Source organism: Sphingomonas tabacisoli (assembly GCF_042678385.1).
Taxonomy (GTDB): domain Bacteria; phylum Pseudomonadota; class Alphaproteobacteria; order Sphingomonadales; family Sphingomonadaceae; genus Sphingomonas_B; species Sphingomonas_B tabacisoli.
The window spans coordinates 2,002,660-2,023,671 of record NZ_JBHUDY010000001.1 but is presented as its reverse complement, the minus strand read 5'-3'; the positions used below and the strand labels follow the sequence as shown (position 1 = coordinate 2,023,671).

General features: G+C 66.3%; 24 protein-coding genes. 16 read left to right on the top strand and 8 right to left on the bottom strand.

All coding sequences use genetic code 11. The features are described from left to right. Positions 1–137 precede the first annotated feature (137 nt). A complete protein-coding gene (locus ACFSCW_RS10360) occupies positions 138–1,934 on the top strand; it encodes a sensor domain-containing diguanylate cyclase (RefSeq protein ID WP_380888946.1) in 1,797 nt (598 codons plus the stop codon). On the opposite strand, the gene ACFSCW_RS10355 is transcribed toward ACFSCW_RS10360, so the two are convergent. Genes ACFSCW_RS10355 through ACFSCW_RS10330 form a run of 6 tightly spaced genes read right to left on the bottom strand, consistent with a single transcriptional unit; the run spans position 1,931 to position 6,958 of the window. Next, positions 1,931–2,914, bottom strand: coding sequence for a DUF2891 domain-containing protein (locus ACFSCW_RS10355; protein ID WP_380888944.1), 984 nt, complete (start codon positions 2,912–2,914; stop codon positions 1,931–1,933). The two genes, ACFSCW_RS10360 and ACFSCW_RS10355, sit on opposite strands and share 4 nt — an antisense overlap. Beyond that, positions 2,911–3,822 (bottom strand): DUF979 domain-containing protein, encoded by a 912-nt coding sequence (locus ACFSCW_RS10350; RefSeq protein WP_380888942.1) that lies wholly within the window; start codon positions 3,820–3,822, stop codon positions 2,911–2,913. The genes ACFSCW_RS10355 and ACFSCW_RS10350 overlap by 4 nt, the downstream gene beginning before the upstream one ends. Continuing rightward, positions 3,819–4,478 carry a DUF969 domain-containing protein gene (locus ACFSCW_RS10345; RefSeq protein ID WP_380888940.1) on the bottom strand — a complete coding sequence of 220 codons (660 nt, stop codon included), beginning with the start codon at positions 4,476–4,478 and terminating at the stop codon, positions 3,819–3,821. Before ACFSCW_RS10345 ends, ACFSCW_RS10350 begins: the two co-directional genes overlap by 4 nt. A gap of 40 nt (positions 4,479–4,518) precedes the next feature. Further along, complete coding sequence (locus ACFSCW_RS10340) at positions 4,519–5,457, bottom strand: Gfo/Idh/MocA family protein (protein ID WP_380888939.1); 939 nt, start codon at positions 5,455–5,457, stop codon at positions 4,519–4,521. Further along, the gene (locus tag ACFSCW_RS10335) at positions 5,454–6,080 is read right to left on the bottom strand and encodes a 2-dehydro-3-deoxy-6-phosphogalactonate aldolase (RefSeq protein WP_380888937.1); all 627 of its coding nucleotides are present in this window, start codon (positions 6,078–6,080) and stop codon (positions 5,454–5,456) included. The genes ACFSCW_RS10340 and ACFSCW_RS10335 overlap by 4 nt, the downstream gene beginning before the upstream one ends. Continuing rightward, positions 6,077–6,958 carry a 2-dehydro-3-deoxygalactonokinase gene (locus ACFSCW_RS10330; RefSeq protein ID WP_380888936.1) on the bottom strand — a complete coding sequence of 294 codons (882 nt, stop codon included), beginning with the start codon at positions 6,956–6,958 and terminating at the stop codon, positions 6,077–6,079. Before ACFSCW_RS10330 ends, ACFSCW_RS10335 begins: the two co-directional genes overlap by 4 nt. Before the next feature lie 56 nt (positions 6,959–7,014). Here ACFSCW_RS10330 and ACFSCW_RS10325 point away from each other — a divergent pair, with 56 nt between their 5' ends. From ACFSCW_RS10325 to dgoD, 3 genes are read left to right on the top strand one after another with little or no spacing between them, the layout of a single operon-like run. Beyond that, entirely contained in the window at positions 7,015–8,097 is a 1,083-nt protein-coding gene (locus tag ACFSCW_RS10325; RefSeq protein WP_380888934.1) for an SMP-30/gluconolactonase/LRE family protein, read from the top strand. Beyond that, positions 7,989–9,218, top strand: coding sequence for a family 1 glycosylhydrolase (locus ACFSCW_RS10320; RefSeq protein ID WP_380890093.1), 1,230 nt, complete (start codon positions 7,989–7,991; stop codon positions 9,216–9,218). The genes ACFSCW_RS10325 and ACFSCW_RS10320 overlap by 109 nt, the downstream gene beginning before the upstream one ends. Positions 9,219–9,222: 4 nt before the next feature. Further along, positions 9,223–10,365, top strand: coding sequence for a galactonate dehydratase (gene dgoD / locus ACFSCW_RS10315; RefSeq protein WP_380888933.1), 1,143 nt, complete (start codon positions 9,223–9,225; stop codon positions 10,363–10,365). Between the two features lie 5 nt (positions 10,366–10,370). Here dgoD and ACFSCW_RS10310 read toward each other — a convergent pair whose 3' ends face one another. Then, positions 10,371–10,616 (bottom strand): hypothetical protein, encoded by a 246-nt coding sequence (locus ACFSCW_RS10310; RefSeq protein ID WP_380888931.1) that lies wholly within the window; start codon positions 10,614–10,616, stop codon positions 10,371–10,373. 137 nt (positions 10,617–10,753) lie between these two features. Here ACFSCW_RS10310 and ACFSCW_RS10305 point away from each other — a divergent pair, with 137 nt between their 5' ends. The 10 genes from ACFSCW_RS10305 (at position 10,754) to leuD (ending at position 19,167) form a co-directional block, all read left to right on the top strand. After that, entirely contained in the window at positions 10,754–11,602 is an 849-nt protein-coding gene (locus ACFSCW_RS10305; protein WP_380888929.1) for an aldose 1-epimerase, read from the top strand. 30 nt (positions 11,603–11,632) lie between these two features. Next, complete coding sequence (locus ACFSCW_RS10300) at positions 11,633–12,838, top strand: molybdopterin-dependent oxidoreductase (RefSeq protein WP_380888928.1); 1,206 nt, start codon at positions 11,633–11,635, stop codon at positions 12,836–12,838. Then, positions 12,835–13,134: a cytochrome c gene (locus tag ACFSCW_RS10295; protein WP_380888927.1), complete on the top strand. Its 300-nt coding sequence runs from the start codon at positions 12,835–12,837 to the stop codon at positions 13,132–13,134. Before ACFSCW_RS10300 ends, ACFSCW_RS10295 begins: the two co-directional genes overlap by 4 nt. A gap of 59 nt (positions 13,135–13,193) precedes the next feature. Further along, on the top strand, positions 13,194–13,466 hold the full coding sequence (locus tag ACFSCW_RS10290; RefSeq protein WP_380888925.1) for a hypothetical protein: 273 nt from the start codon (positions 13,194–13,196) through the stop codon (positions 13,464–13,466). A 40-nt stretch (positions 13,467–13,506) separates the two neighbouring features. Continuing rightward, a complete protein-coding gene (locus ACFSCW_RS10285; RefSeq protein WP_380888923.1) occupies positions 13,507–14,139 on the top strand; it encodes a protein-L-isoaspartate(D-aspartate) O-methyltransferase in 633 nt (210 codons plus the stop codon). A 50-nt stretch (positions 14,140–14,189) separates the two neighbouring features. Further along, complete coding sequence (locus tag ACFSCW_RS10280) at positions 14,190–14,897, top strand: CoA transferase subunit A (protein ID WP_380888921.1); 708 nt, start codon at positions 14,190–14,192, stop codon at positions 14,895–14,897. After that, the gene (locus ACFSCW_RS10275; RefSeq protein WP_380888919.1) at positions 14,897–15,532 is read left to right on the top strand and encodes a CoA transferase subunit B; all 636 of its coding nucleotides are present in this window, start codon (positions 14,897–14,899) and stop codon (positions 15,530–15,532) included. The genes ACFSCW_RS10280 and ACFSCW_RS10275 overlap by 1 nt, the downstream gene beginning before the upstream one ends. A gap of 131 nt (positions 15,533–15,663) precedes the next feature. Beyond that, positions 15,664–16,965, top strand: a complete 1,302-nt coding sequence (locus ACFSCW_RS10270; RefSeq protein ID WP_380888917.1) for a serine hydrolase domain-containing protein — start codon at positions 15,664–15,666, stop codon at positions 16,963–16,965. A gap of 50 nt (positions 16,966–17,015) precedes the next feature. Beyond that, entirely contained in the window at positions 17,016–18,449 is a 1,434-nt protein-coding gene (gene leuC, locus ACFSCW_RS10265; protein WP_380888916.1) for a 3-isopropylmalate dehydratase large subunit, read from the top strand. Between the two features lie 127 nt (positions 18,450–18,576). Continuing rightward, a complete protein-coding gene (leuD, locus tag ACFSCW_RS10260; protein ID WP_380888914.1) occupies positions 18,577–19,167 on the top strand; it encodes a 3-isopropylmalate dehydratase small subunit in 591 nt (196 codons plus the stop codon). On the opposite strand, the gene ACFSCW_RS10255 is transcribed toward leuD, so the two are convergent. Further along, entirely contained in the window at positions 19,151–19,531 is a 381-nt protein-coding gene (locus ACFSCW_RS10255) for a hypothetical protein (protein ID WP_380888913.1), read from the bottom strand. The genes leuD and ACFSCW_RS10255 overlap by 17 nt on opposite strands. Positions 19,532–19,622: 91 nt before the next feature. On the opposite strand from ACFSCW_RS10255, the gene ACFSCW_RS10250 reads away from it, so the two are divergent. After that, the gene (locus ACFSCW_RS10250) at positions 19,623–20,624 is read left to right on the top strand and encodes an NADPH:quinone oxidoreductase family protein (protein ID WP_380888911.1); all 1,002 of its coding nucleotides are present in this window, start codon (positions 19,623–19,625) and stop codon (positions 20,622–20,624) included. A gap of 60 nt (positions 20,625–20,684) precedes the next feature. Beyond that, entirely contained in the window at positions 20,685–21,011 is a 327-nt protein-coding gene (locus ACFSCW_RS10245; RefSeq protein ID WP_380888910.1) for a DUF1476 domain-containing protein, read from the top strand. The last annotated feature ends 1 nt before the right edge of the window (position 21,012 follow it).

Here is a 21,012-nt window from a genome sequence, read left to right as displayed (position 1 = left end):
ACAATCGCGCCCGATTTTTTGATCTTGCCGATTGCTCTAAGCCCAAGTGCGCACAATGGAAAGTGCCGTCGATCACTGGATGCATGAGCGACTACGGTTAACGCCTTCGCAACCAAGCTGAGGCTAGGCCGACGCTGATGAGTGCCAGAAGGTTACCTGCCTACCGTTCTTGGGCCGCCGCGGCCATCGTGGGACTGGCGCATTTCGCGGCGGCCTGGGCGTCGCTGGCGCTGACGCGCTGGTCGAACGGCCTGGCCTCGGTATGGCTGCCGAACGCGATCCTGCTGGCCTACCTGCTCCTTACTCATAGGCGACGGTGGCCGGCGGCATGCGCGGCAGTCTTCGTTTCGGGGACAGTTGCAAACTGGGCGGGTGGCGCTCCCTTTGAGCTTGCCTTGCTGTTCGGTGCGACGAACGCTGGCGAGCCGCTGATCGTTCTGGCCATGCTCCGCGCCGGCCAAATGCCCGCGGATATCGAGCGGCTAAGCGATTTGATGCGGTTCGTGCTTGGGACCGTTCTTGCCTGCGCCCTCTCCGCCACCCTCGCGGCGGGCGCGATGAGCTACGCGCTTGGCGCGCAATTCAGCTATGCCTGGATGAGCTGGTTCGTGTCCGCCGGACTGGGCCTTTTGATCGCCACGCCGATCCTGCTTATCGGATACCGTCACTGGCGCCTGCGCAGCGTCGATCGGCGCTTCATCGCCGAGGGCGCGGCGGCGCTCGCGCTCGTTTTCGCCGTGAGCGTCGTTGCGTTCGGCCAGAACAGCTTGCCGCTGTCCTTCATTCTGCAGCCGCCGGTCCTGTTCGCTACGTTCCGGATGCGCGCGCTCGGCGCCGCATCATCGGCGCTTATCGTGGCCTGCGTCGGCACCTTCTTCATCATGCACGGCGCGGGGCCAGCGGCCTTCGTCGTGATGCCGTTCGCCGTTCGCATCGCGCTGTTCCAGGCATTTCTAGGGCTGACCATTCTGACCGCGCTGTCGATTGCCGCCATGCTGGCCGAGCGCGACCGCTTTTCCCGGCAGCTTTCCGAGCGCGAGACGCAATACCGCTCGCTTGTCGACTCGGTCAGCGACGTCATTTTCCGCACGGATGAAAAAGGCCGTTGGACCTATCTGAACCCCGCCTGGGAGGGGCAGACCGGCTACCCGGTTGCGGAGACGATCGGCACTTCGTTCCTGAAACATGTGATCGAAGAGGATCGTGCCGATTTCCTCGAACGGCTGAAATGGCTGGAATCGGGCCTGTTCCCGCAAGTGCGCCACCAGTTCCGCTTCCGCACCGCTTCGGGCGAGCACCGGTGGGGCGAAGCGCAAGCGAATCGCATCGTCGACGCCGAAGGCCGGACGATCGGTTCGGCAGGCATCATCGTCGACATTTCCGACCGGCTTGCGCTGGCGGCGATGGTCGACGAGGCGCGCCGTCAAGCCGAGCAGGAAGCCGAGGCTGCGCTGCGTCTCGCTTCGACCGACGAGCTGACCGATGTCGCGTCTCGCCGGGCGTTTCTCGCCGCGTTCGCCGAGCAACTGAGCGCAGCGAAGGCCAGCGACACGCCGCTTTCCGTCGCCCTGTTCGACATCGACCATTTCAAGCGCGTCAACGATCGCTATGGGCACGCTACCGGTGACGAGGTGCTGAAGCGCGTCGCCGCCATTGCGCGCGGGTGTGTCCGCGACCGCGACGTGATCGGGCGGCTAGGGGGTGAGGAATTCGGCATCCTGATGCCGGGCGTGTCGCTCCATCAGGCAGCGACGATCGCCGAACGCCTGCGCATCGCCTGCGCGGACGCCAAGACAGACATCCCGGTGACGATCAGCATCGGCGTATCGTCGGCGGTCGCGAACAGCACGACGGTTTCCCTGCTCAAGCAGGCGGACGAAGCGCTTTATCGCGCCAAGGGTGAAGGGCGGAACTGCCTGAGGATGGCGGCCTAGGCCCTTTCCAGCGCCAACATGGCGAACGTAGCGAGCCAGTGCTCGCCCATATAGTCGCCCGCAACGTGCGGGAGGCTGGCGGCGAGGTGACGGTCCGCGGCGTCGCAAGCGAGCGTTTCCATCTCTCCAGGCAGCGCCGATGCGATCTCGCGCCAGCACCAGGCGCGGCTGAGATTGCAGCCATCAAGATGCGCGATCTTGCCGTCGCTGCGGTCCGACACGAACACCGGTTCCAGCAACGTGCGGGGCTCGCCCTGCGCGAGGCGTGGGAGGAATTCGGCCAGCCAGCCGGCGAAGTCATTGCCCAGCACGCGGCGCATAAGCAGGGCTTCGGAAAGGGCGGGGGACAGGAACTCGTCGCCGCCCGGTTCCCATGCCTGGCAGTCGCGGTCCTGGCCGAACCAGCCGCGCGCCTTTTCGGCGATCAGGCGGCGCAGATCCTCGTCGGGCCATTCGAGCGCCAAGGTCAGCGCGAAGGCGGAGTTGAAATGCGTGCCGACGCGGAGCGGGTAGGTGAGGCGCGGCAGGAAGCCCTTGAACCGTTCGGCAAAGGCTTCGGCAAGCGGCTGCAGCGCATCGCCCCAATCGCGATCCTCATGACGCGCGGCTTCGGCCCAGAGCGCGATCGCCCAGGCCCAGCCATAGGGCCGCTCGAACCCGCCCGAATAGGCGCGGTCGAGATAGGAAAGCTCGCCGGCGACCTTGGCCGGGGTCAGCATCTCGTCGGCAAGCGCCTCGATGCGGCGCGCGACCGGGATCTCCGGAAACAGCCGGCGCACGCGGAGCAGGAGCCAATAGCCGTGCACGCAGGAGTGCCAGTCGAAGCTGCCGTAAAAGATAGGGTGGAGGCGCTGCGGCGACTGCACGTCTTCCGGTCCGTCCATCACGTGATCGAGCTTGTGCGGATATTCGCGGGTGACATGGCCAAGCGCGATTTCGGCGAAGCGCGCGGCGATTTCGGGGGTGAGGCTGTGGGTCATTTGAAAGCGAGCCAGTAGATGAGCGCGAGGTTGCAGGCGAGGAGGGGAAGGGCGGTGCCGACCTGCGCCTTCACGACGGCGTTGCGGTCCTTCAGCTCCAGCAGCGCGGCGGGCACGATGTTGAAGTTCGCCGCCATCGGAGTCATCAGCGTCCCGCAAAAGCCGGTCAGCATGCCGATCGCGCAGACGATCGCCGGATCGCCGCCGAAGCGGTGGACGAGGATCGGGAGGCCGATGGCCGCCGTCATCACCGGGAAAGCGGCGAAGGCATTGCCCATGATCATCGTGAACAGGGCCATGCCGATTCCATAGGCGGCGACGGCCGCGAACAGGCTGTCATGCGGGATGATTTGGGTCGCAGCGCCGCCCACCAGCTCGCCGACGCCGGCGACCGCGAACACGGCGCCGAGGCTTGCCAGCATCTGCGGCAGCACCGCCGCCCAGCCGACCGCGTCGATCAGGCGCCGGCCTTCCTCCACCGCGGCAAGCGGCGCCGGTCGCAGCCAGGCATAGAGCGCGACCAGCGCGATCACCACGCCGAGGCCGAGCGAGACCAGCGTCACTTGCTTGGGATCGATCAGGCCGGAATCCTTGAGCAGGAAGGTTCCTGCGAGCGCGGTCACGGGAATGATGAGGGCGGGCAGGAACAGCGTATTGCCGCGCCGCGATCCGTCTTCCGCCATGTCGGCGGGTTCGGGACGCTTCAGCGCGCCCGTCGCGGCCAGGGCCACCAGTGCCAGCACGAGCAGGCCGTTGCCGAAATCGCCGAACCGGTCCCCGGCCAGGAAGCTGGCCGCGACCAGTCCCCAGAAGGCGGCGTTGCCGAACCGTCGGCGGGTGAGACTAAGCAGGCCGTAAGCGGCGAAGATCAGGCCAGTGAAGGTGTAGAGGGCGGGCAGGCCGATCATTTCCGAAGCTTCCGGTCCAGGAGCAGAAGCCGCGTGCTGTGGATCAGGAAGGCGAGGATCGCGCTGGGGATCGCCCAGATGCTCAGGTGCAGCGGCGCGACATGGATGCCGTTCTGGTCGAGGAAGCCGACGATCAGCAGGATCGAGCCGATCGCGATGAAGATATCCTCACCGAAGAACAGGCCGACATTGTCGGTCGCGGCCGCCATTGCCTTGACGCGTTCCCGCGTGGCATCGTCCAGATCGCCGTCGCGGTCCGCGGCGGCTTCGGCCATTGGGGCGACCAGCGGACGGACGGTCTGCGCGTGGCCGGCGATCGAGGTCAGGCCGAGCGCCGAGCTGAGCTGGCGGAACAGCATATAGCCGATCAGCAGCCGCCCCGTCGTTGCACGGCGAAAGCCGGCGATGACGCGCCGCGCCTGTTGCTGGAGACCGTAGCGCTCCAGCAGGCCGATCACCGGCAGCGCGATCCAGATGATCGAGACGTAGCGGCTGTCGTTGAACGCCTTGCCGAGAATGGCGATGACCTGGACCAGCGGCTTGCCCGCCGCGAGGCCGGTCGCGAGCGCAGCGGCGGTCACGACCCCGAGCGGGTTCAGGCGGAGAAGAAAGCCGACAACGACGATCGCGATGCCGATCAGGGGGAGGTAGTTCACCGCGCCGATCTTGGGCGACGGGGCCGCGCGCGTCCAGAGCCTAGGTGCGCCAGTTGAACGCGGGCGCCGCCTCGCGTTTTGCCGTCATGAAGGCATCGGCGACGATCCTGAGCGGCTGGAAGTCGACATGGCTGCGGCGCTCCGCGACCAGCTTGGCAAACTCCGCGTAGATGCCGGGATATTCGCCGGGGCCGGTCGGCTCGCGCACTTCGCCGCCGACGGCTATCTCGGAGCCGCCGTGGCGCAGCACGAGTTCGGGCCCGTCGACGGGCTGGACCGTGATCGTCCATTCGTCCTCGGTCGCCGGGCACCAGTCGAAGGTGGCCTCGATCGGGCCGTCCGCGACCGGGCTCGACAGCTTCAGCCGCGCGACGATCGGCTGCTCGCGGTTGGCGGGGATGCGGAGCAGCGCGTCGTCGAGGATCAGCCGACTCGGCACGATCTTCACCGCGATCGACAGCGCGTTGATGCCGGGATCGAACACGCCGAAGCCGCCGGCACCCCACACCCAATCCTGGCCCGGGTGATACTTGTTGACGTCCTCGTGCCAGCAGATGCGCATGGATGCGATGCGCTTGTCTTTCAGCAGGTCGCGCGCCTGATCGACGGCCGCGGCGTATTGGGAATGCCAGGTGGTGAAAAGCACGCGGCCGGCGGCGGCGCATTCGTCGCGCAATTCCTCGATCTGGCCGAGCGTGGTCGCCGGCGGCTTTTCGAGCAGCATGTCGAGGCCTGCAGCGAGGCACTGGCGGGCGATGGCGTAGCGCGGCGCAGGCGGCGTGCTGATTGCGACAGCGTCGATCTGGCCGCGCATCGCCGCCAGCATGTCCTCGGTGCTGGCGAAAACGGGCACGCCGTCCGGGCCGCCGCCGCTGGTCGTGACGACCGCTTTCAGGTCGTAGCCGCCATGCTTCGTCATTGCCGGCACGTGCTGGTCGCGGGCGATCTTGCCGTAGCCGATGATGGCGATGCGGATCATGCGAGGCCCTCCACATAGGCGCGCGCCTTGGCGGCGGTTTCTGTGGCGCTCTGGCCGGGCTTATAGAGGCCGCCGCCGAGCCCGAATCCGTTCGCGCCTGCTTCTAGCCAGGGCTTCATCGTGTCGGGTTTTACGCCGCCGACGACGATCAGCGGGATTTCGGACGGCAGCACGGCCTTGATCGCCTTGAGCACGGCGGGGGAGGCGGCCTCGGCGGGGAACAGCTTCAGGGCGTGAGCGCCGGCGTGGAGCGCGGTGAAGGCTTCGCTGGGCGTGAAGAAACCCGGCGCGGCGACGAGGCCGCAATCCCAGCTCTGCTTGATGACGGCGGCGTCGGTGGAGGGCGAGACGATGATCCGCCCGCCGGCGCGCTCGACACGCTTTACATCCTCCGGATCGAGGACGGTGCCGGCGCCGATCAGCGCGTCGCTGCCGAAGCGCTTGGCCAACCGCTCGATGCTGTGCAGCGGGTCGGGGGAGTTCAGCGGCACCTCGACGATGCGAATGCCGGCGCCGATGATCGCCTCGCCGATCGCCTCGGCCTCTTCGGGCCGGACGCCGCGGATGATGCCAATCAGCGGACAGGCCGCGAGGTAGCGTGTGAAGTCGGCAAGGGCGGTCATGACAGTCTCTCCGCAATGGCGCGTGCGCCGAGGAGGAAGGCGCGTTCTCCGTCCAGCTCGGTGCTGGTTCGGCCGGCAAGTTCTAGCGCTGCGGCGTACAGCGCGGTCAGGTCGGAGCGGCCGATCAGGGTGACGGGGCCGTCGCCGCCGAATGCGAGGCCGATCCGGACATCCGTTCCGATCAGCAAGCCACTGGCGTAGGACGCGTCGTCTGCCTCGCCCACGCCCAGCAGATAGCGGGCGCGGATCGAGAAGAGTTCGGCCGTGAGGTCGTCGCGCTCGAGACCGTGCCGGGCGCCGGCGCGGAAGCTGTCGTTTGCGGCGACTTCGCCGGAAAGCCGGTCCTGCAGGATGCCGTGGCGGCTGAGCATGGAGAACAGCTCCCCCGTCATCACAGTGCGGAACGGCCCGATCGCACCGCCTTGCATCCGTACCCATTTGGCGTGGGTGCCGGGGTGGCAGACAGGGCCGTCCGGCGGCGCCGATCCCGCCGCGACCGCGCCGAGCAACTGCACTTCCTCGCCGCGCATCACGTCGGCGTTGCTTCCTTCCCGCCAGCTGACGCCGGGGACGATCACCACGTCCGGGGCTGGGCGCCGGAGCGCGCCGATCAGTGCGTCAAGGCCGGCGGGGGCGGGCACATAGTTTGCCTCGATCCAGCCGCGGTTCGATCCGACCATGCCCGCGAGCATCATCGGCCGGCCGGGCCAGAGCGCGCGGAGCTTGTCGATCTCGGCGGTGTAGCCGCCGGGCGCCACTTTCAGCACGCCCATACCGTCTTCGAGCAGATCGCGGGTTTGGCCGCCCGGATCGACTGCCCAGGCGCGGCGGTTGGTCGTGCCCCAGTCGACCGCGATGAAGCCGTTTTGCCAGTTCACTGCACCCGCCATGCGCGACGGAACGGTCGGGCGGCGACTTCGTTTCGTCTGCGCCTGTGGTTGACTGTTCCACTCCCGAACCGATCGCTCCCGTCGAAGCCGTGCTGGGCGAAGGCCCGGTATGGGTGGAACGCGACCAGGCGCTGTGGTGGGTCGACATCAAAGGGCCGGCCGTGTTCCGCTGGAGCGAAGCCGGGGGCGTGGAGCGCTGGACGCCGCCGCTGCGCATCGGCTCACTCGCGCCGGCTGCGCGCGGCGGGTTCATCGCCGGCACCGAGCGCGGCTTTTACTGGGCTGATCCGCAGGCTGGCCGTTACGAGCCGATCGCCGACCCCGAAGCGCATTTGCCGGACAATCGCTTCAATGACGGCAAGGTCGATCGCGCCGGGCGGTTCTGGGCGGGGACGATGGACGACCGGGAGCAGGATGCGCGGGGCGTCCTGTACCGGATCGATCCCGGCCTCGACTGGTCGGCCGTCGACGACGGCTACATGGTCACCAACGGCCCGGCGTTCAGTCCTGACGGGCGGACCATGTATCACACCGATTCCGCGAAACGACTGATCTACGCCTTCGATCTCGATGGGGACGGAAACGCCTCGAACCGCCGGCCTTTCGCACGGTTCAAGGACGAGCATGGCTATCCGGACGGCATGACCGTGGACGCAGAAGGCTGCCTGTGGATCGCATTCTGGGACGGCTGGTGCGTGCGCCGCGTCTCGCCCGAAGGCGAAGTGCTGCAAGTCGTCGAGCTGCCGGTCGAACGGCCGACGAGCTGCGCGTTCGGCGGCCCGGCGCTCGATCGCTTGTTCGTCACGTCCGCCCGCATCGGCCTCAATCAAAATGCGATGACCGTGCAACCTTTGGCGGGCGCGCTCTTTATGATCCACGTCAATGTCGCGGGCATCCCCCGAGCGGATGTTCGGCGGATAACGGCAGGGAGGGCCGAGCCATCGCCAACTTCATGTTCTGCACCGGGATCGAAAACAGCGTCCCGACGATCGACAACGGCAAGACCCGTGTCGACGAGATGGAGGTGTGCGGCCATTACAAGCATTGGCGCACGGACTTCGAGCTGCTCGACGATATCGGGCTGCAATATCTCCGCTACGGGCCGCCCATCCACACGACTTTCCTAGGGCCAGGGAAATACGATTGGGAATTCGCGGACATGACGTTCGCGGAGCTTAGGCGCCGCGACATCACGCCGATCGTCGATCTCTGCCATTTCGGCGTGCCGGACTGGATCGGCAATTTCCAGAACACGGATTTTCCGGAGCTCTTCGCCGACTATGCCGCCGCCTTTGCCGAGCGCTTTCCCTGGGTGCAGCTCTACACGCCGGTCAACGAGATGTTTATCTGCGCGACCTTCTCGGCGCGCTACGGCTGGTGGAACGAGCAGCTGAGCGGCGACCGGCCGTTCGTCACGGCGCTGAAGAACATCGTCAAGGCAAACGTGCTGGCGATGCAATGCATTCTGAAGCGCCGGGCGGACGCGATCTTCATCCAGTCGGAATCCTCGGAATATTTCCATGCCGAGAACCCGGCCGCGATCGGTCCGGCCGAGATACTGAATTCGATGCGCTTCCTCTCGCTCGACCTGAACTATGGCCGCCGCGTAGATTCCGAGATGTACGAGTATCTGTTCGACAACGGCATGACCAAGGAGGAGTACCACTTCTTCCTGGGCAACCGGATCAAGCAGCACTGCATCCTCGGCAACGATTATTACTGGACCAACGAGCACCGGGTGAGCGCCGACGGCCACTCGGTCGCCTCAGGCGAGGTGTTCGGCTATTCCGAGATCACCCGGCAATATTACGACCGCTACCGCCTGCCGGTGATGCACACCGAGACCAACCTGATCGAAGGGCCGAACGGCGACGAGGCCGTGCATTGGCTGTGGAAGGAATGGGCGAACGTCCTGCGCCTGCGCAACGAAGGCATCCCGACCGTCGGCTTCACTTGGTATTCGCTGACCGATCAGGTCGATTGGGACTGCGCGCTGCGGGAGAAGCGGGGCACGGTGAACCCGCTCGGACTCTACGACCTCGATCGCAATATCCGCGCGGTTGGGAGGGCGTATAGACAGTTGATCCGCGACTGGCGGGACGTGCTGCCGGCTTCCAGCGTGTGCCTGGTGGTGCCGATCGTGCCGCCCTCGCACTATGACCAGATGGACCAGCGCGAGGCCGAGCGCGAGCAGCGCGTCGTCAATCTGCGGCCGAGCGCGACGCAACAAAACCCGGAATCGGGGTAAGCCGGTGAAGATCCGCCGGATCGAGACCTTCGTCGTCCCGCCGCGCTGGCTGTTCGTGCGAGTCGAGGCGGACGACGGGCATTTCGGCTGGGGCGAGGGCAGCCTCGAAGGCCATGCCGAGGCGGTCGAAGGCGCGTTCGAAAATCTGCGCGACCGCTTCGTCGGGCACGACCCCTTCCGGATCGAGGATATCTGGCAGATCGGCTATCGCAGCGGCTTCTACCGCGGCGGGCCGGTGCTGATGTCGGCGCTGTCGGGGCTCGACCAGGCGCTGTGGGATTTGAAGGGCCGGGCGCTCGGCCAGCCGGCCTGGGAATTGATGGGCGGGCGCGTGCGCGACCGCATCCGCGCCTATGCCTGGATCGGCGCCGACCGCCCGCACGAGGTCGGCGAAGCGGCGCGCGGCCGGCGCGCGCAGGGCTTTTCGGCGGTCAAGATGAATGCGACGGCCGAGCTCGACCGGATCGGCACGCCGAAAGCGATCGAAGATGTCGCCGAGCGGGTGCACGCGGCGCAGGCGGAGGGCATGGACGTCGGCCTCGATTTTCACGGTCGCGTCCACCGGCCGATGGCCAAGCAGCTTGCGAAGATGCTGGAGCCATTGGGCCTGCTGTTCATCGAAGAGCCTTTGCTGTCGGAGAATCCCGAAGGCCTGGCGCAGATTGCGCACCTCGTCGCGACGCCAATCGCGCTCGGCGAGCGGCTCTATTCGCGCTGGGACTTCAAGCCGTTCTTCGAGTCAGGCGCGGTGGACATCATCCAGCCCGACCTCAGCCATGCCGGCGGACTATCCGAATGCCGGCGCATCGCCGCGATGGCCGAGGCCTATGACGTCGCGGTCGCGCCGCACTGCCCGCTGGGGCCGCTCGCGCTGGCCGCCTGCCTGCAGCTTGCGGCCACGGCACCGAATGTAGCGATCCAGGAAATGTCGCTCGGCATCCACTACAATACCGGCGGGCACGATCTGCTGAATTTCCTGACCGACAAGCAGGTGCTGACGCCGGTCGACGGCTATCTGCCGATTCCGACCGGACCGGGGCTGGGCGTCGAGATCGACGAAGCCGCGGTGCGCGAGGCCGACAAGGATCGGCATCGCTGGCGCAACCCGGTCTGGCGCACCCGCGACGGAAGCTTCGCGGAATGGTAGGCCGATTAGGCCGCGATGCTCAGCCGGTCGCGCTCGCCGTAGCGGGCGTCGCGCGCGGCTTCCTCGGCCGTTTGCGGGCGGAGGTAGGAGACGGTCAGCCGGCGGCCGAACACATCATCGCCCCGCATCTGGACCTTGGCATCCTCGGCGCCTTCCGGCAGCCGCTCACGGACTGCGGACAAGAGCTCGATCATATGGTCGAGCGACACACGGTCTTCGACCTCGAAGAAATCACGAACCAAACGAGTCATACGCGCCCCCCCGGGCACATCATTAACCAAGCACGCACTATGCGTGGCTGGTCCTTAATGGACCGTGACTCCTCCAGAAAGCAGAATGTAACAAACGACATGCGGCTTTCTGTGGATAATTTTCATGGGAGTCAGCAATGATTTCGATCACAGCCTCCGACTACGAGCTGCTGCTGGCGCCCGGCATCGGCGGCTCGATCGCCCGCTTTACGTATGGCGGGCGCGGCATTCTGCGGGGCCAAGACGCGCCGACAAGCCCGCTGGACGCCGGCTGTTTCCCGCTGGTGCCCTATTGCAATCGCATCCGCGGCGGCAGCTTCACTTTCCGCGGCAAGACGGTGCGGATCGCCCCGAACATGGCGGGCGACGTGAGCCCGCTCCACGGCGATGGCTGGCTTGGGCCGTGGCTGGTCGAGAGCAAAGCCGCCGATCGCGCCTGCCTGTTCTTCGCGCATCAGCCGGGCGAGTGGCCCTGGGCATACGAGGCGCGCCAGACTTTCCGGCTCGGCGCGAACGGGCTTGAGGCGGAGATCGCATGCAAGAATCTGTCGGATGAGCCGATGCCGTGCGGGCTTGGCTTTCATCCCTATTTCCCTTGTGACGGCCAGACGCGGATCGACACACGGGCCGAACGGGTCTGGGAAGTGGACGCGCAGGTTTTGCCGACCACGGTCGTTCCGGCCACTGGCCGCTATGCCCTCGACGGTGAGCCGGCCTGCGCGCGCGGGCTCGACAATGGCTATGGCGGGTGGGGCGGGGAGATGCGCCTGACCTATGGCGATGGCGCGGTGACGCGCATGGCCTCGCCGGACGCGCATTTCTTCCAGATCTATTCGCCGCCGCAGGGCGGGCTGCTGGCCGCCGAGCCGGTCAGCCACGCCAATGCTGCGCTGAACGAGCCGGAAGAGCGCTGGGGCGAACTCGGGCTGCGGGTGCTCGCGCCCGGCGAAACGATGCGGCTGCGCATGCATCTCAGCCGATTGTGAAGGCGGAACGATCTGGCTAGCTTTGCGGACATGACCGGCCTTCTGCTTCCTCGCCGTTCCGTTTTGATCGGCGCGGCTGCCATCGCCAGCGGCGCGCAGGCACAACGGATGGTCGACCTGCATCTGCCCGGCGGCCCGTCGCAGCGGCCGACCAGCCGCGCATGGCCGCAAAAGGGTGAGATGATCGTGCAGCGCGCGCGGCCGCCGTTGCTGGAGACGCCGTTCGAAGTGTTCGATCAGGGCGTGTTCACACCCAACGACCGCTTCTTCGTGCGCTGGCATTGGGGCGACATCCCGACCTCGATCGACGCCAAAGCCTTTCGCCTTGCCGTGCGCGGCCATGTCGCGACGCCGCTGTCGCTGAGCCTCGACGAGCTGATGAAGCTGCCGCGCATCGAATATGCGGCGGTGAACCAATGCTCGGGCAATTCGCGCGGGCTGTTCGAACCGCGGGTGCCCGGCGCCGAATGGGGGCACGGCGCGATGGGCAATGCGCGCTGGACGGGCGTTCGGCTGAAGGACGTGCTCGACCGCGCGGGCATAAGGCCGGGCGCGGTCGCGGTCCGCTTCGGCGGCCTCGATCAGCCCTTGGTGCCGGACGGTCCGGATTTCCTGAAGTCGCTCGATCCCGATCATGCCCGCGACGGCGAGGTGATGATCGCTTTCCTGCAGAACGGCGCGCCGCTGCCGCTGCTGAACGGCTTCCCCTTGCGGCTGGTCGTGCCCGGCTGGTTCTCGACCTATTGGGTCAAGATGCTGAGCGACATCGAAGTGCTTGCGCAGCCCGATGACAATTTCTGGATGGCGAAGGCTTACCGTATTCCAGATACGCCGGGAGCGAACGTGCAGCCGGGCGCCAAAGGCTTTGCGACTGTGCCGATCACGCGGATGGTTCCGCGTTCGTGGATCACCAGCCATGCCGAGGGTGCGCATGTCGCGGCCGGCAAGCCGCTCGCCGTGCGCGGCATCGCCATGGGCGGCGACGCCGGCGTGAAGGCCGTCGATCTGTCGGTGGATGGCGGCCGAAGCTGGGTGGCCGCGCGACTGGGCCGCGACGAGGGCAAATACAGCTTCCGCCGCTTCGACGCCGTGCTGGCGCAACCGGCGCGAGGCGATCTGACGTTGCTGTCCCGTTGCACCAGCACCGCCGGCGTGACCCAAAGCATGGACCCGATCTGGAACCCGAGCGGCTATCTTCGCAGCCAGATCGAGCCGCTGCGGCTGGTGGTCGCATGAAGCTGCTGCTCGGCCTGCTCCTGGCCGCCGCGCCGCCGGTGGCGCTGAAGTCCGTCTCGGTGGCGCTGCCGCAGGATGAGAGCCAGTTTGCCGGACCGGACGCCGATCTGCTCAACGGCAATTGCACAGGCTGCCACAGCGCGACGATGATCCTCTACCAGCCGCGCATGGACGCGGCGCATTGGGCGGAGTCGGTCAAGAAAATGCGCGACGTCTATAAGGCGCCGATCGCCGACGCCGATGCGGCGAAGCTCCCCGATGCGCTGGCACGCGTCGCCGCACGCCACGGACCCTAGGGAACCGGCGCTTTCGTTTCGCGTAGTTTACCGGCGCGGGGGCATGGAGGATGCCTCAGATGATCTGGAAAACTGGTCGCAACATCCTGATCGCGGCGGCGGCGTTCGCCGGCACCGCGGCGATGGCTCAACCGGCCTGGGCGCCGCCTCCGGACTGGGGTCCGGGCTGGTCGCGCTGGGAAGGGCGCGATTATGGTCCGCGCTGGCGCGGTCCGGCCTATTATCGTGGCCCCGGCCGGCATCATGGCTGGTACAATTGGCGCGGCAATTACTATCAGAACTGCGGCTGGCGCTGGACGCGCCGGCACGTCCGCGAGTGGCGCTGCTACTGACGCAAGGATCCGGCCGGGCAGCGCCCGGCCGGACATCGCGATGACCTTCGCCGAGGCGCGCGAGCGCATGGTCCGCGAGCAGATCGAGGCGCGCGGGATTTCGGATGCGCGCGTTAAGCAAGCGATGCGCGACGTCCCGCGCGAGGCGTTCGTGCCCGAATCTCTGAAGTCTCATGCCTATGACGATCGCGCCTTGCCGATCGAGGCGGCGCAGACGATCTCGCAGCCCTATATCGTCGCGCTTATGGCCGAAGCCGCGACGATCGGCCCCGAGGACAAGGTTCTGGAAGTGGGCGCGGGCTCCGGTTACGCGGCGGCTGTGCTGAGCAGGCTGGCGGCAGAGGTTGTCGCGATCGAGCGCCACGCAGAGCTTGCCGATCTCGCTTCCCGCAGACTGACAAGCCTTGGCTATGCGAATGTGAGAGTGCTTGCCGGCGACGGCACGCGCGGGTTCCCCGACGAAGCGCCGTTCGATGCCATCCTCGTTCCTGCCGCGGGCGGAAAGCCGCCCCAGGCCTTGCTCGATCAGCTCGCCGACGGTGGGCGCCTCGTCATGCCGGTCGGTGGCGGCATCTATCAGACGTTGATACGCCTGACCCGCACGCCGGCCGGCTTCGCTCGCGACGAATATGGCAGCGTCGCCTTCGTGCCGCTGATCGCCGACCGCGATTGACCGGAGCGCCGCCGCCCCTCTAGAGCGCCGGCACTGGCGGAGGCGCTTACATGACGAAAATCTATCCCGATGCCGCATCGGCGCTCGAGGGACTGCTGTTCGACGGCATGACGATCTGCTCGGGCGGGTTCGGCCTGTGCGGGCTCCCGGAACGCCTGATCGATGCGATCCAGGCATCGGGCGTGAAGGACCTCACCTGCGTCTCCAACAATGCCGGCATCGACAATGAGGGTCTCGGCAAGCTGCTGCGCTCGCGCCAGATTAGGAAGATGATCTCTTCCTATGTCGGCGAGAACAAGGAGTTCGAGCGGCAATATCTGGCGGGCGAGTTGGAGGTTGAGTTCTGCCCCCAGGGGACGCTCGCGGAGCGCTGCCGCGCGGGCGGGGCGGGCATTCCCGGCTTCTACACCAAAACCGGCGTCGGCACGCTCGTCGCCGAGGGCAAGGAGCACAAGGAGTTCGACGGGGAGACCTATATCCTCGAGCGCGGCATCCGCGCCGATCTGTCGATCATCAAGGGCTGGAAAGCAGACGAGAGCGGCAACCTCGTCTTCCGCAAGACCGCGCGCAATTTCAACCAGCCAATGGCGACGTCCGGCAACATCTGCGTCGCCGAAGTCGAGGAAATCGTCCCCGTCGGCAGCCTCGATCCCGACTGCATCCATGTCCCGTCGATCTTCGTGAAGCGCCTGATCCTGGGCGCGCCCTACGACAAGAAGATCGAGTTCCGAACCACACGTCAGAGGGAGGCCGCGTAATGGCCTGGGATCGCAACCAGATGGCCGCGCGGGCGGCGCGGGAGCTGCAGGACGGTTTCTATGTGAACCTGGGGATCGGCATCCCGACGCTTGTCGCGAACAACATCCCCGATGGCATGACCGTCACGCTGCAAAGCGAGAACGGAATGCTGGGCATCGGGCCGTTTCCGTATGAGGACCAGGTCGATCCGGACCTGATCAATGCCGGCAAGCAGACGATCTCGCAGCTTCCTTCTTCCAGCTATTTCGGTTCGGAGCAGAGCTTCGCGATGATCCGGGGCGGCCATATCGACCTGACCGTGCTCGGCGCGATGGAAGTGAGCCAGGACGGCGACATCGCCAATTGGATGATCCCGGGCAAGATGATCAAGGGCATGGGCGGCGCGATGGACCTGGTCGCCGGCGTGAAGAAGATCATCGTGGTGATGGAGCACAACGCCAAGGACGGCAGCCCGAAATTTATCCCGTCCTGCACGCTGCCGCTGACCGGCAAGAACGTCGTCGACATGATCGTGACCGACCTGGCGGTGTTCCAGCGCCCGGACCACCAAAGCCCGTTCAAGCTGACCGAACTCGCGCCCGGCGTCACCGCCGATGAGGTGAAGGCGAAGACGACTGCGCATTACACGACTTGAGGACGAGTTCCCGACTCAGCCGCTGAAATGCGTCGTTTCGTCGTGAAAACGGGCCATAAAAGGTTGTCGTTAAGGTAATTCTCTGATTCTGTGCCATATAGGGGCAAGGGTCAGAGGGTCGCGAAACTGTGGTGAAGAAGATCAAGTCCGGCATCAGGCAGCGCCCGCGGGCGGCGGCGATCGGCGGCGGCATCGCCGGTATGCTCTCGCTGCTTGCCGTCGGTCCGAGCCTGATCGCGGCGCGTTCGCCCGCCAATGCTTCGCAGCCCGGTGTCTATTCCAGCACGCGCGCCGGCCTAATTACGTCCGATTTCCGCGCCCCCAACAAGATCGATTACGAGCGCCTCGATCAACGGCTGCGCATCGCCGCGTCGAAGCCGGACATGGTCGGCATGGCCGTGGCGGTGATCGAAAACGGCGAAATCACGTTCGTGCAGGGCTATGGCACGACGACGGCCGGATCGGCCGATCCGGTTACGCCCAACACCGTGTTCCGCTGGGCGTCGCTCTCGAAGGGCGTGGCGGCGACGATGGTCGGCCTGCTCGCGAACGAAGGCAAATTGTCGCTGAACGAGCCGGTCGCGAAGTTCAACACGACGCTGCGGCTTCCCGCCGGCGGCGAGCAGCTGGCGACCGTCGCCGACATTCTGTCGCACCGCGTCGGGCTGCCGCACAACTCCAACGACAACAAGCTGGAAGCGGGCGCCGATCCCAAGGCGCTGCGCGCTTCGCTGGCGACCGTGGGTGTCGCCTGCGCGCCCGGCACCTGCCACAGCTATCAGAACGTGGCGTTCGACACGGCGAGCGAGATTGTCGAGCGCGTGACCGGCGTTCCCTATCAGGAAGAGGTGCGCCGCCGCCTGTTCGCGCCGCTCGGCATGCAGAACGCGAGCCTCACGCGCGCCGGGCTGATGTCGGCGCGGAGCTGGGCGCGGCCGCATGTCGGACGCACCACCGTCGAAGTGAACGACAATTACTATCGCGTGCCGGCTGCCGGCGGGGTGAACTCGTCGATCATGGACATGGCGCTATGGATGCGCGCGCAGATGGGCCTCGCCCCGCAGGTCGTGCCGGAGCAGGTGCTGGAGACGATCCACCAGGCGCGCGTGAATACCGAGCGGCGCAACACGATGTTCGCGCGCGAAATGGGACGGTCGCAATATGCGCTCGGCTGGCGCGACTACACCTATCAGGGCCATTGGCTGGTCGGCCACCAGGGCGCCGTGAAGGGCTATCGCTCGACCATCCTGTTCGATCCGGCGACCAAGTCCGGCGTGGCGGTGCTGTGGAACTCGCAGACCGGGCGTCCCGCCGGCGTTCAGCTCGAAGTGATCGACATGCTTTACAGTCTGCCGCGTCAGGACTGGCTGAAGATCGACGGGCCGGGCGGTGGCGGCGGGGGTCGAAACGCCGAGGATGTGATTGCGCAATAAATTGCGCTTACACACTCGCTTTCACGTAACTTTCTGCTAGGCCCGCCCGCATGAATTCGCGGCCCCAAACCCTGTACGAGAAGATCTGGAACGCCCATGTCGTCGAGCGCCGGCCTGACGGCACGTGCCTGATCTATATCGACCGCCACCTTGTCCACGAAGTGACCAGTCCGCAGGCATTCGAGAGTCTGCGTATCGGCGGGCGCAAGGTGCGGCGGCCGGACCTGACGCTTGCCGTACCGGATCATAATCTGCCGACGACGCCCCGGATCGATGGGCATGGGACTCGCATTCCGATCGCCGACCCTGAGAGCGCCGCGCAGTTGGCCGCCCTGGAGAAGAATGCGCCTGAGTTCGGCATCCGGTACATTGCGGACACGGACGCCGAACAGGGCATCGTCCATGTCGTGGGCCCCGAGCAAGGCTTCACGCTGCCGGGCACGACGTTGGTGTGCGGCGACAGCCACACGGCAGCGCATGGTGCGCTTGGCGCGCTCGCTTTCGGCATAGGCACCAGCGAGGTCGAGCATGTGCTCGCGACGCAGACTTTGCTGCTGAAGCAGTCGAAATCGATGAACATCCGGATCGAAGGCGCGCTCGGCTTCGGGGTCAGCGCCAAGGACCTGATCCTGCACATCATCGGCCGTATCGGCGCGGCGGGCGGCACCGGCTATGTGATCGAATATTCCGGTTCGACCATCCGCGACATGTCGGTCGAGGGGCGGCTCACGGTTTCCAACATGTCGATCGAAGCGGGTGCGCGCGCCGGCCTGATCGCGCCGGACGAGAAGACATTCGATTATCTCAAGGGTCGGCCGATGGCGCCGACGGGCGAGGCGTGGGACCGCGCCGTCGCCTATTGGCGCACGCTGCCGAGCGACCCCGATGCGGTCTTCGACCGCGTCGTCGAGATCAATGCCGCCGAGATCGCGCCGAGCGTCACCTGGGGAACCAGCCCGGAGGACGTGGTTCCGGTGATCGGCGCGGTGCCCGATCCCGACAGTTTCGAAGAGCCCGCCAAGCGCGAGGCCGCGAAGAAGTCGCTCGCCTATATGGGGTTGGCCCCCGGCCAGCGGATGCAGGACGTGGCGGTTGAGAACATCTTCATCGGCAGTTGCACCAACAGCCGGATCGAGGATCTGCGCGCCGCCGCCGCCGTGCTGAAGGGGCGCCACCGGGCCGACAATGTGAAGTTGGCGCTGGTCGTGCCGGGCTCCGGCCTCGTCAAGCGGCAGGCCGAGGCGGAGGGTCTTGACCGGATCTTTACCGAAGCCGGGTTTGAATGGCGCGAGCCCGGCTGTTCCGCCTGTCTGGGGATGAACCCGGACAAGGTGCCGCCAGGCGAGCGCTGCGCCTCGACGTCCAACCGCAATTTCGTCGGACGTCAGGGGCCGGGTGCGCGGACGCACCTGGTGTCGCCGGCAATGGCGGCGGCAGCGGCAGTGACGGGACGTTTGACGGATGTGCGCGAGTTGATGGGTTGAGTAGGGCTTTACCGGGGAGCGGGGACATGAAACGAGCGATTGTCTTGTTGATTGCGGGTACGTTGGTTAGCGGCGTGGCGGCCTTTGCAGTGAGCGCCAAGCCGGAGCCGGTGGTGATGCGGGCGCCGTGACGCCCGTCAATCATATCGAAGGCAAGGCCATTCCGTTCGGCCGGGCGAACGTCGACACTGACGTCATCATCCCGGCCAAATGGCTGAAGACGATCAGCCGGCAGGGCCTTGGCCGGGGCGCGTTTGAGACGGTGCGTGCGGAAGCCGGCAATGTGTTCGACGATCCTGCCTATGCCGGCGCGTCGATCCTGATCGCAGGCGAGAATTTCGGCTGCGGCTCCAGCCGCGAGCATGCGGCCTGGGCGCTGGCGGACCTGGGCATCAAGGCCGTGATCGCGCCGAGCTATTCCGACATTTTCTCGGGCAATGCCTTCAAGAACGGCATCCTGGCGGTCGAACTGCCGCGCGCCGCGATCGACCGATTGATGGAAGTCGCGAAGACCGATCCGATCGCGATCGATCTGGAGCATCAGACCGTGACGACGCGGTTCCAGGACCGCTTCACGTTCGAGATCGACCCGTTCCGCAAGCACTGCCTGCTGAACGGTCTCGACGAAGTCGGGCTGACGCTGGCAATGGATCGGCAGATCGGCGCTTACGAGTCCCGCGTGGCTGCGGAGCAGCCCTGGCTTACGCCGGCGCTTTGAGCGCCTTGTAGCCGAATACGCAGAGCAGGATCAGCATCGCTTCGACGATCATCGGCAGCGGCGCCTCTGCGAAGAACCCGTTGACGATCAGGTTCACCGCTCGTCCGGTGATGGCGACCGCGTAGAGCGCGCCGGGCACCAGCAAGGCCGAACCGCGCTGCGTGACGGCCGCATAGAACGCCCAGGCCGCGCTGATCAGGAAGAACGCCGACATATCGGCGCGGAGCGTGGCTTCGCCCGCTGCACCGAGCGGCTGGACGAAGAATGCTTCGGCTGCGTCCGGCGTCTTCAAGAAAAACCAAAGGCCCATCACCAGGCCGAACAGCCCCACCAGCGCCGCCGCAATCCTCGCCAATCCGGTCATGTTATGCCCTCCCACCAGCAAGCTAGCGGTCTGGACATCGCGCGTCACCCCGGCGAAAGCGCGTAGCGAAACGAACGGAGGAAGACCGGCCATGAAAGCCCTGTTGTCGCGCACGCCCGGCGGACCCGAAACGCTGGAGCTGGCCGAGGTTGCCGATCCGGTCGCCGGCAAGGGCGAGCTGCTGGTGCGCATTCAATATTGCGCGATCAACTATCCCGACGTGCTGGTCATCGAGGACAAATACCAGTTCAAGCCGCCGCGCCCATTCGCGCCGGGTAGCGAAGTGTCCGGCACGGTCGAGGCTGTCGGCGAGGGCGTCGAAGGCTGGCAGGTCGGCGACCGGTTGCTGGCGCTGACCGCTTCGTCGGGCGGCCTGGCCGAGAAAGTCGCCGTCGCGGCCAATCGCGCGTTCAAGGTGCCGGAGGGCCTGCCGCTCAAGGAAGCGTCGGCGCTGCTGATGACCTATGCGACGACGATCCACGGCCTGCTGGATCGCGGGCACCTGAAGGCCGGACAGACTTTGCTGGTGCTGGGCGCGGCGGGCGGTGTCGGCCTTTCCGCCGTGGAGCTTGGCAAGGCATTCGGCGCGCGGGTGGTGGCCGCCGTCTCGTCCGCCGAAAAGGCGCATGTCGCCAAGGCCTGCGGCGCGGACGAGGTGATGATTTACGATCGTGCGCCGTTCGACAAGGAGCAGTCGAAGGCGCTCGCAGATGCATTCAAGGCGAAGTGCGGACCGGACGGCGCGCATGTGATCTACGATCCGGTGGGGGGCGACTATGCGGAGCCCGCGCTGCGTTCAATTGCATGGGAAGGGCGGTATCTGGTGGTGGGTTTCCCTGCCGGCATTCCGCGCCTGCCGCTCAATCTGACGCTGCTGAAAAGCTGCGACGTATGCGGCGTGTTCTGGGGCGCATTCACGATGCGCGATCCGAAGCGCCACCAGGAGCATGTCGCGACGCTGTTCCGGTTGTGGCAGGACGGCAAGATCACGCCCCGCGTGTCCGAGGTCTATCCGCTCGAACGCGGCGGCGAGGCGATCGCGAAACTCGCCAACCGCGGTGCGGTCGGCAAGCTGGTGGTGGAGATCGGCTGAGCAAGCGTTGCGCCCAGGCGCTGCGCTCCTTATCTCCATCATGAAACCAGAGGGGATTGCATGACCACGTTCGACGATCGCGAGCGCGCCTTCGAGACCAAATTCGCCCGCGACGAGGAGATGCTGTTCCGCATCACCGCGCGGCGCAACAAGCTGCTCGGTCAATGGGCCGCGGAAAAGATGGGCCTGACAGCTGCCGAAACCGACGCCTATTCGAAGGCGGTCGTGCAGGCCGAGTTCGAGGAAGCCGGCGACGAGGATGTGATCCGCAAGCTCCTGGGCGACCTGACTGCCGCCGGCGTCGATGTCGACGAAGCGACGGTGCGCAAGGCGTTGGAGGACCAGACCGTCGAGGCGCGCCGGCAGCTGATCGAGGCGCAGTCCTGAG

Bases quoted from the DNA above. Each gene is read 5' to 3' on its own strand.
- ACFSCW_RS10355 (WP_380888944.1), bottom strand. From the start codon at position 2,914: ATGACCCACAGCCTCACCCCCGAAATCGCCGCGCGCTTCGCCGAAATC.
- ACFSCW_RS10360 (WP_380888946.1), top strand. From the start codon at position 138: ATGAGTGCCAGAAGGTTACCTGCCTACCGTTCTTGGGCCGCCGCGGCC.
- ACFSCW_RS10250 (WP_380888911.1), top strand. From the start codon at position 19,623: ATGAAAGCCCTGTTGTCGCGCACGCCCGGCGGACCCGAAACGCTGGAG.
- ACFSCW_RS10290 (WP_380888925.1), top strand. From the start codon at position 13,194: ATGATCTGGAAAACTGGTCGCAACATCCTGATCGCGGCGGCGGCGTTC.
- ACFSCW_RS10340 (WP_380888939.1), bottom strand. From the start codon at position 5,457: ATGATCCGCATCGCCATCATCGGCTACGGCAAGATCGCCCGCGACCAG.
- ACFSCW_RS10305 (WP_380888929.1), top strand. From the start codon at position 10,754: ATGATTTCGATCACAGCCTCCGACTACGAGCTGCTGCTGGCGCCCGGC.
- ACFSCW_RS10275 (WP_380888919.1), top strand. From the start codon at position 14,897: ATGGCCTGGGATCGCAACCAGATGGCCGCGCGGGCGGCGCGGGAGCTG.
- ACFSCW_RS10280 (WP_380888921.1), top strand. From the start codon at position 14,190: ATGACGAAAATCTATCCCGATGCCGCATCGGCGCTCGAGGGACTGCTG.
- ACFSCW_RS10320 (WP_380890093.1), top strand. From the start codon at position 7,989: ATGGAGGTGTGCGGCCATTACAAGCATTGGCGCACGGACTTCGAGCTG.
- ACFSCW_RS10310 (WP_380888931.1), bottom strand. From the start codon at position 10,616: ATGACTCGTTTGGTTCGTGATTTCTTCGAGGTCGAAGACCGTGTGTCG.
- ACFSCW_RS10255 (WP_380888913.1), bottom strand. From the start codon at position 19,531: ATGACCGGATTGGCGAGGATTGCGGCGGCGCTGGTGGGGCTGTTCGGC.
- ACFSCW_RS10295 (WP_380888927.1), top strand. From the start codon at position 12,835: ATGAAGCTGCTGCTCGGCCTGCTCCTGGCCGCCGCGCCGCCGGTGGCG.
- ACFSCW_RS10300 (WP_380888928.1), top strand. From the start codon at position 11,633: ATGACCGGCCTTCTGCTTCCTCGCCGTTCCGTTTTGATCGGCGCGGCT.
- ACFSCW_RS10350 (WP_380888942.1), bottom strand. From the start codon at position 3,822: ATGATCGGCCTGCCCGCCCTCTACACCTTCACTGGCCTGATCTTCGCC.
- ACFSCW_RS10335 (WP_380888937.1), bottom strand. From the start codon at position 6,080: ATGACCGCCCTTGCCGACTTCACACGCTACCTCGCGGCCTGTCCGCTG.
- leuC (WP_380888916.1), top strand. From the start codon at position 17,016: ATGAATTCGCGGCCCCAAACCCTGTACGAGAAGATCTGGAACGCCCAT.
- ACFSCW_RS10285 (WP_380888923.1), top strand. From the start codon at position 13,507: ATGACCTTCGCCGAGGCGCGCGAGCGCATGGTCCGCGAGCAGATCGAG.
- ACFSCW_RS10245 (WP_380888910.1), top strand. From the start codon at position 20,685: ATGACCACGTTCGACGATCGCGAGCGCGCCTTCGAGACCAAATTCGCC.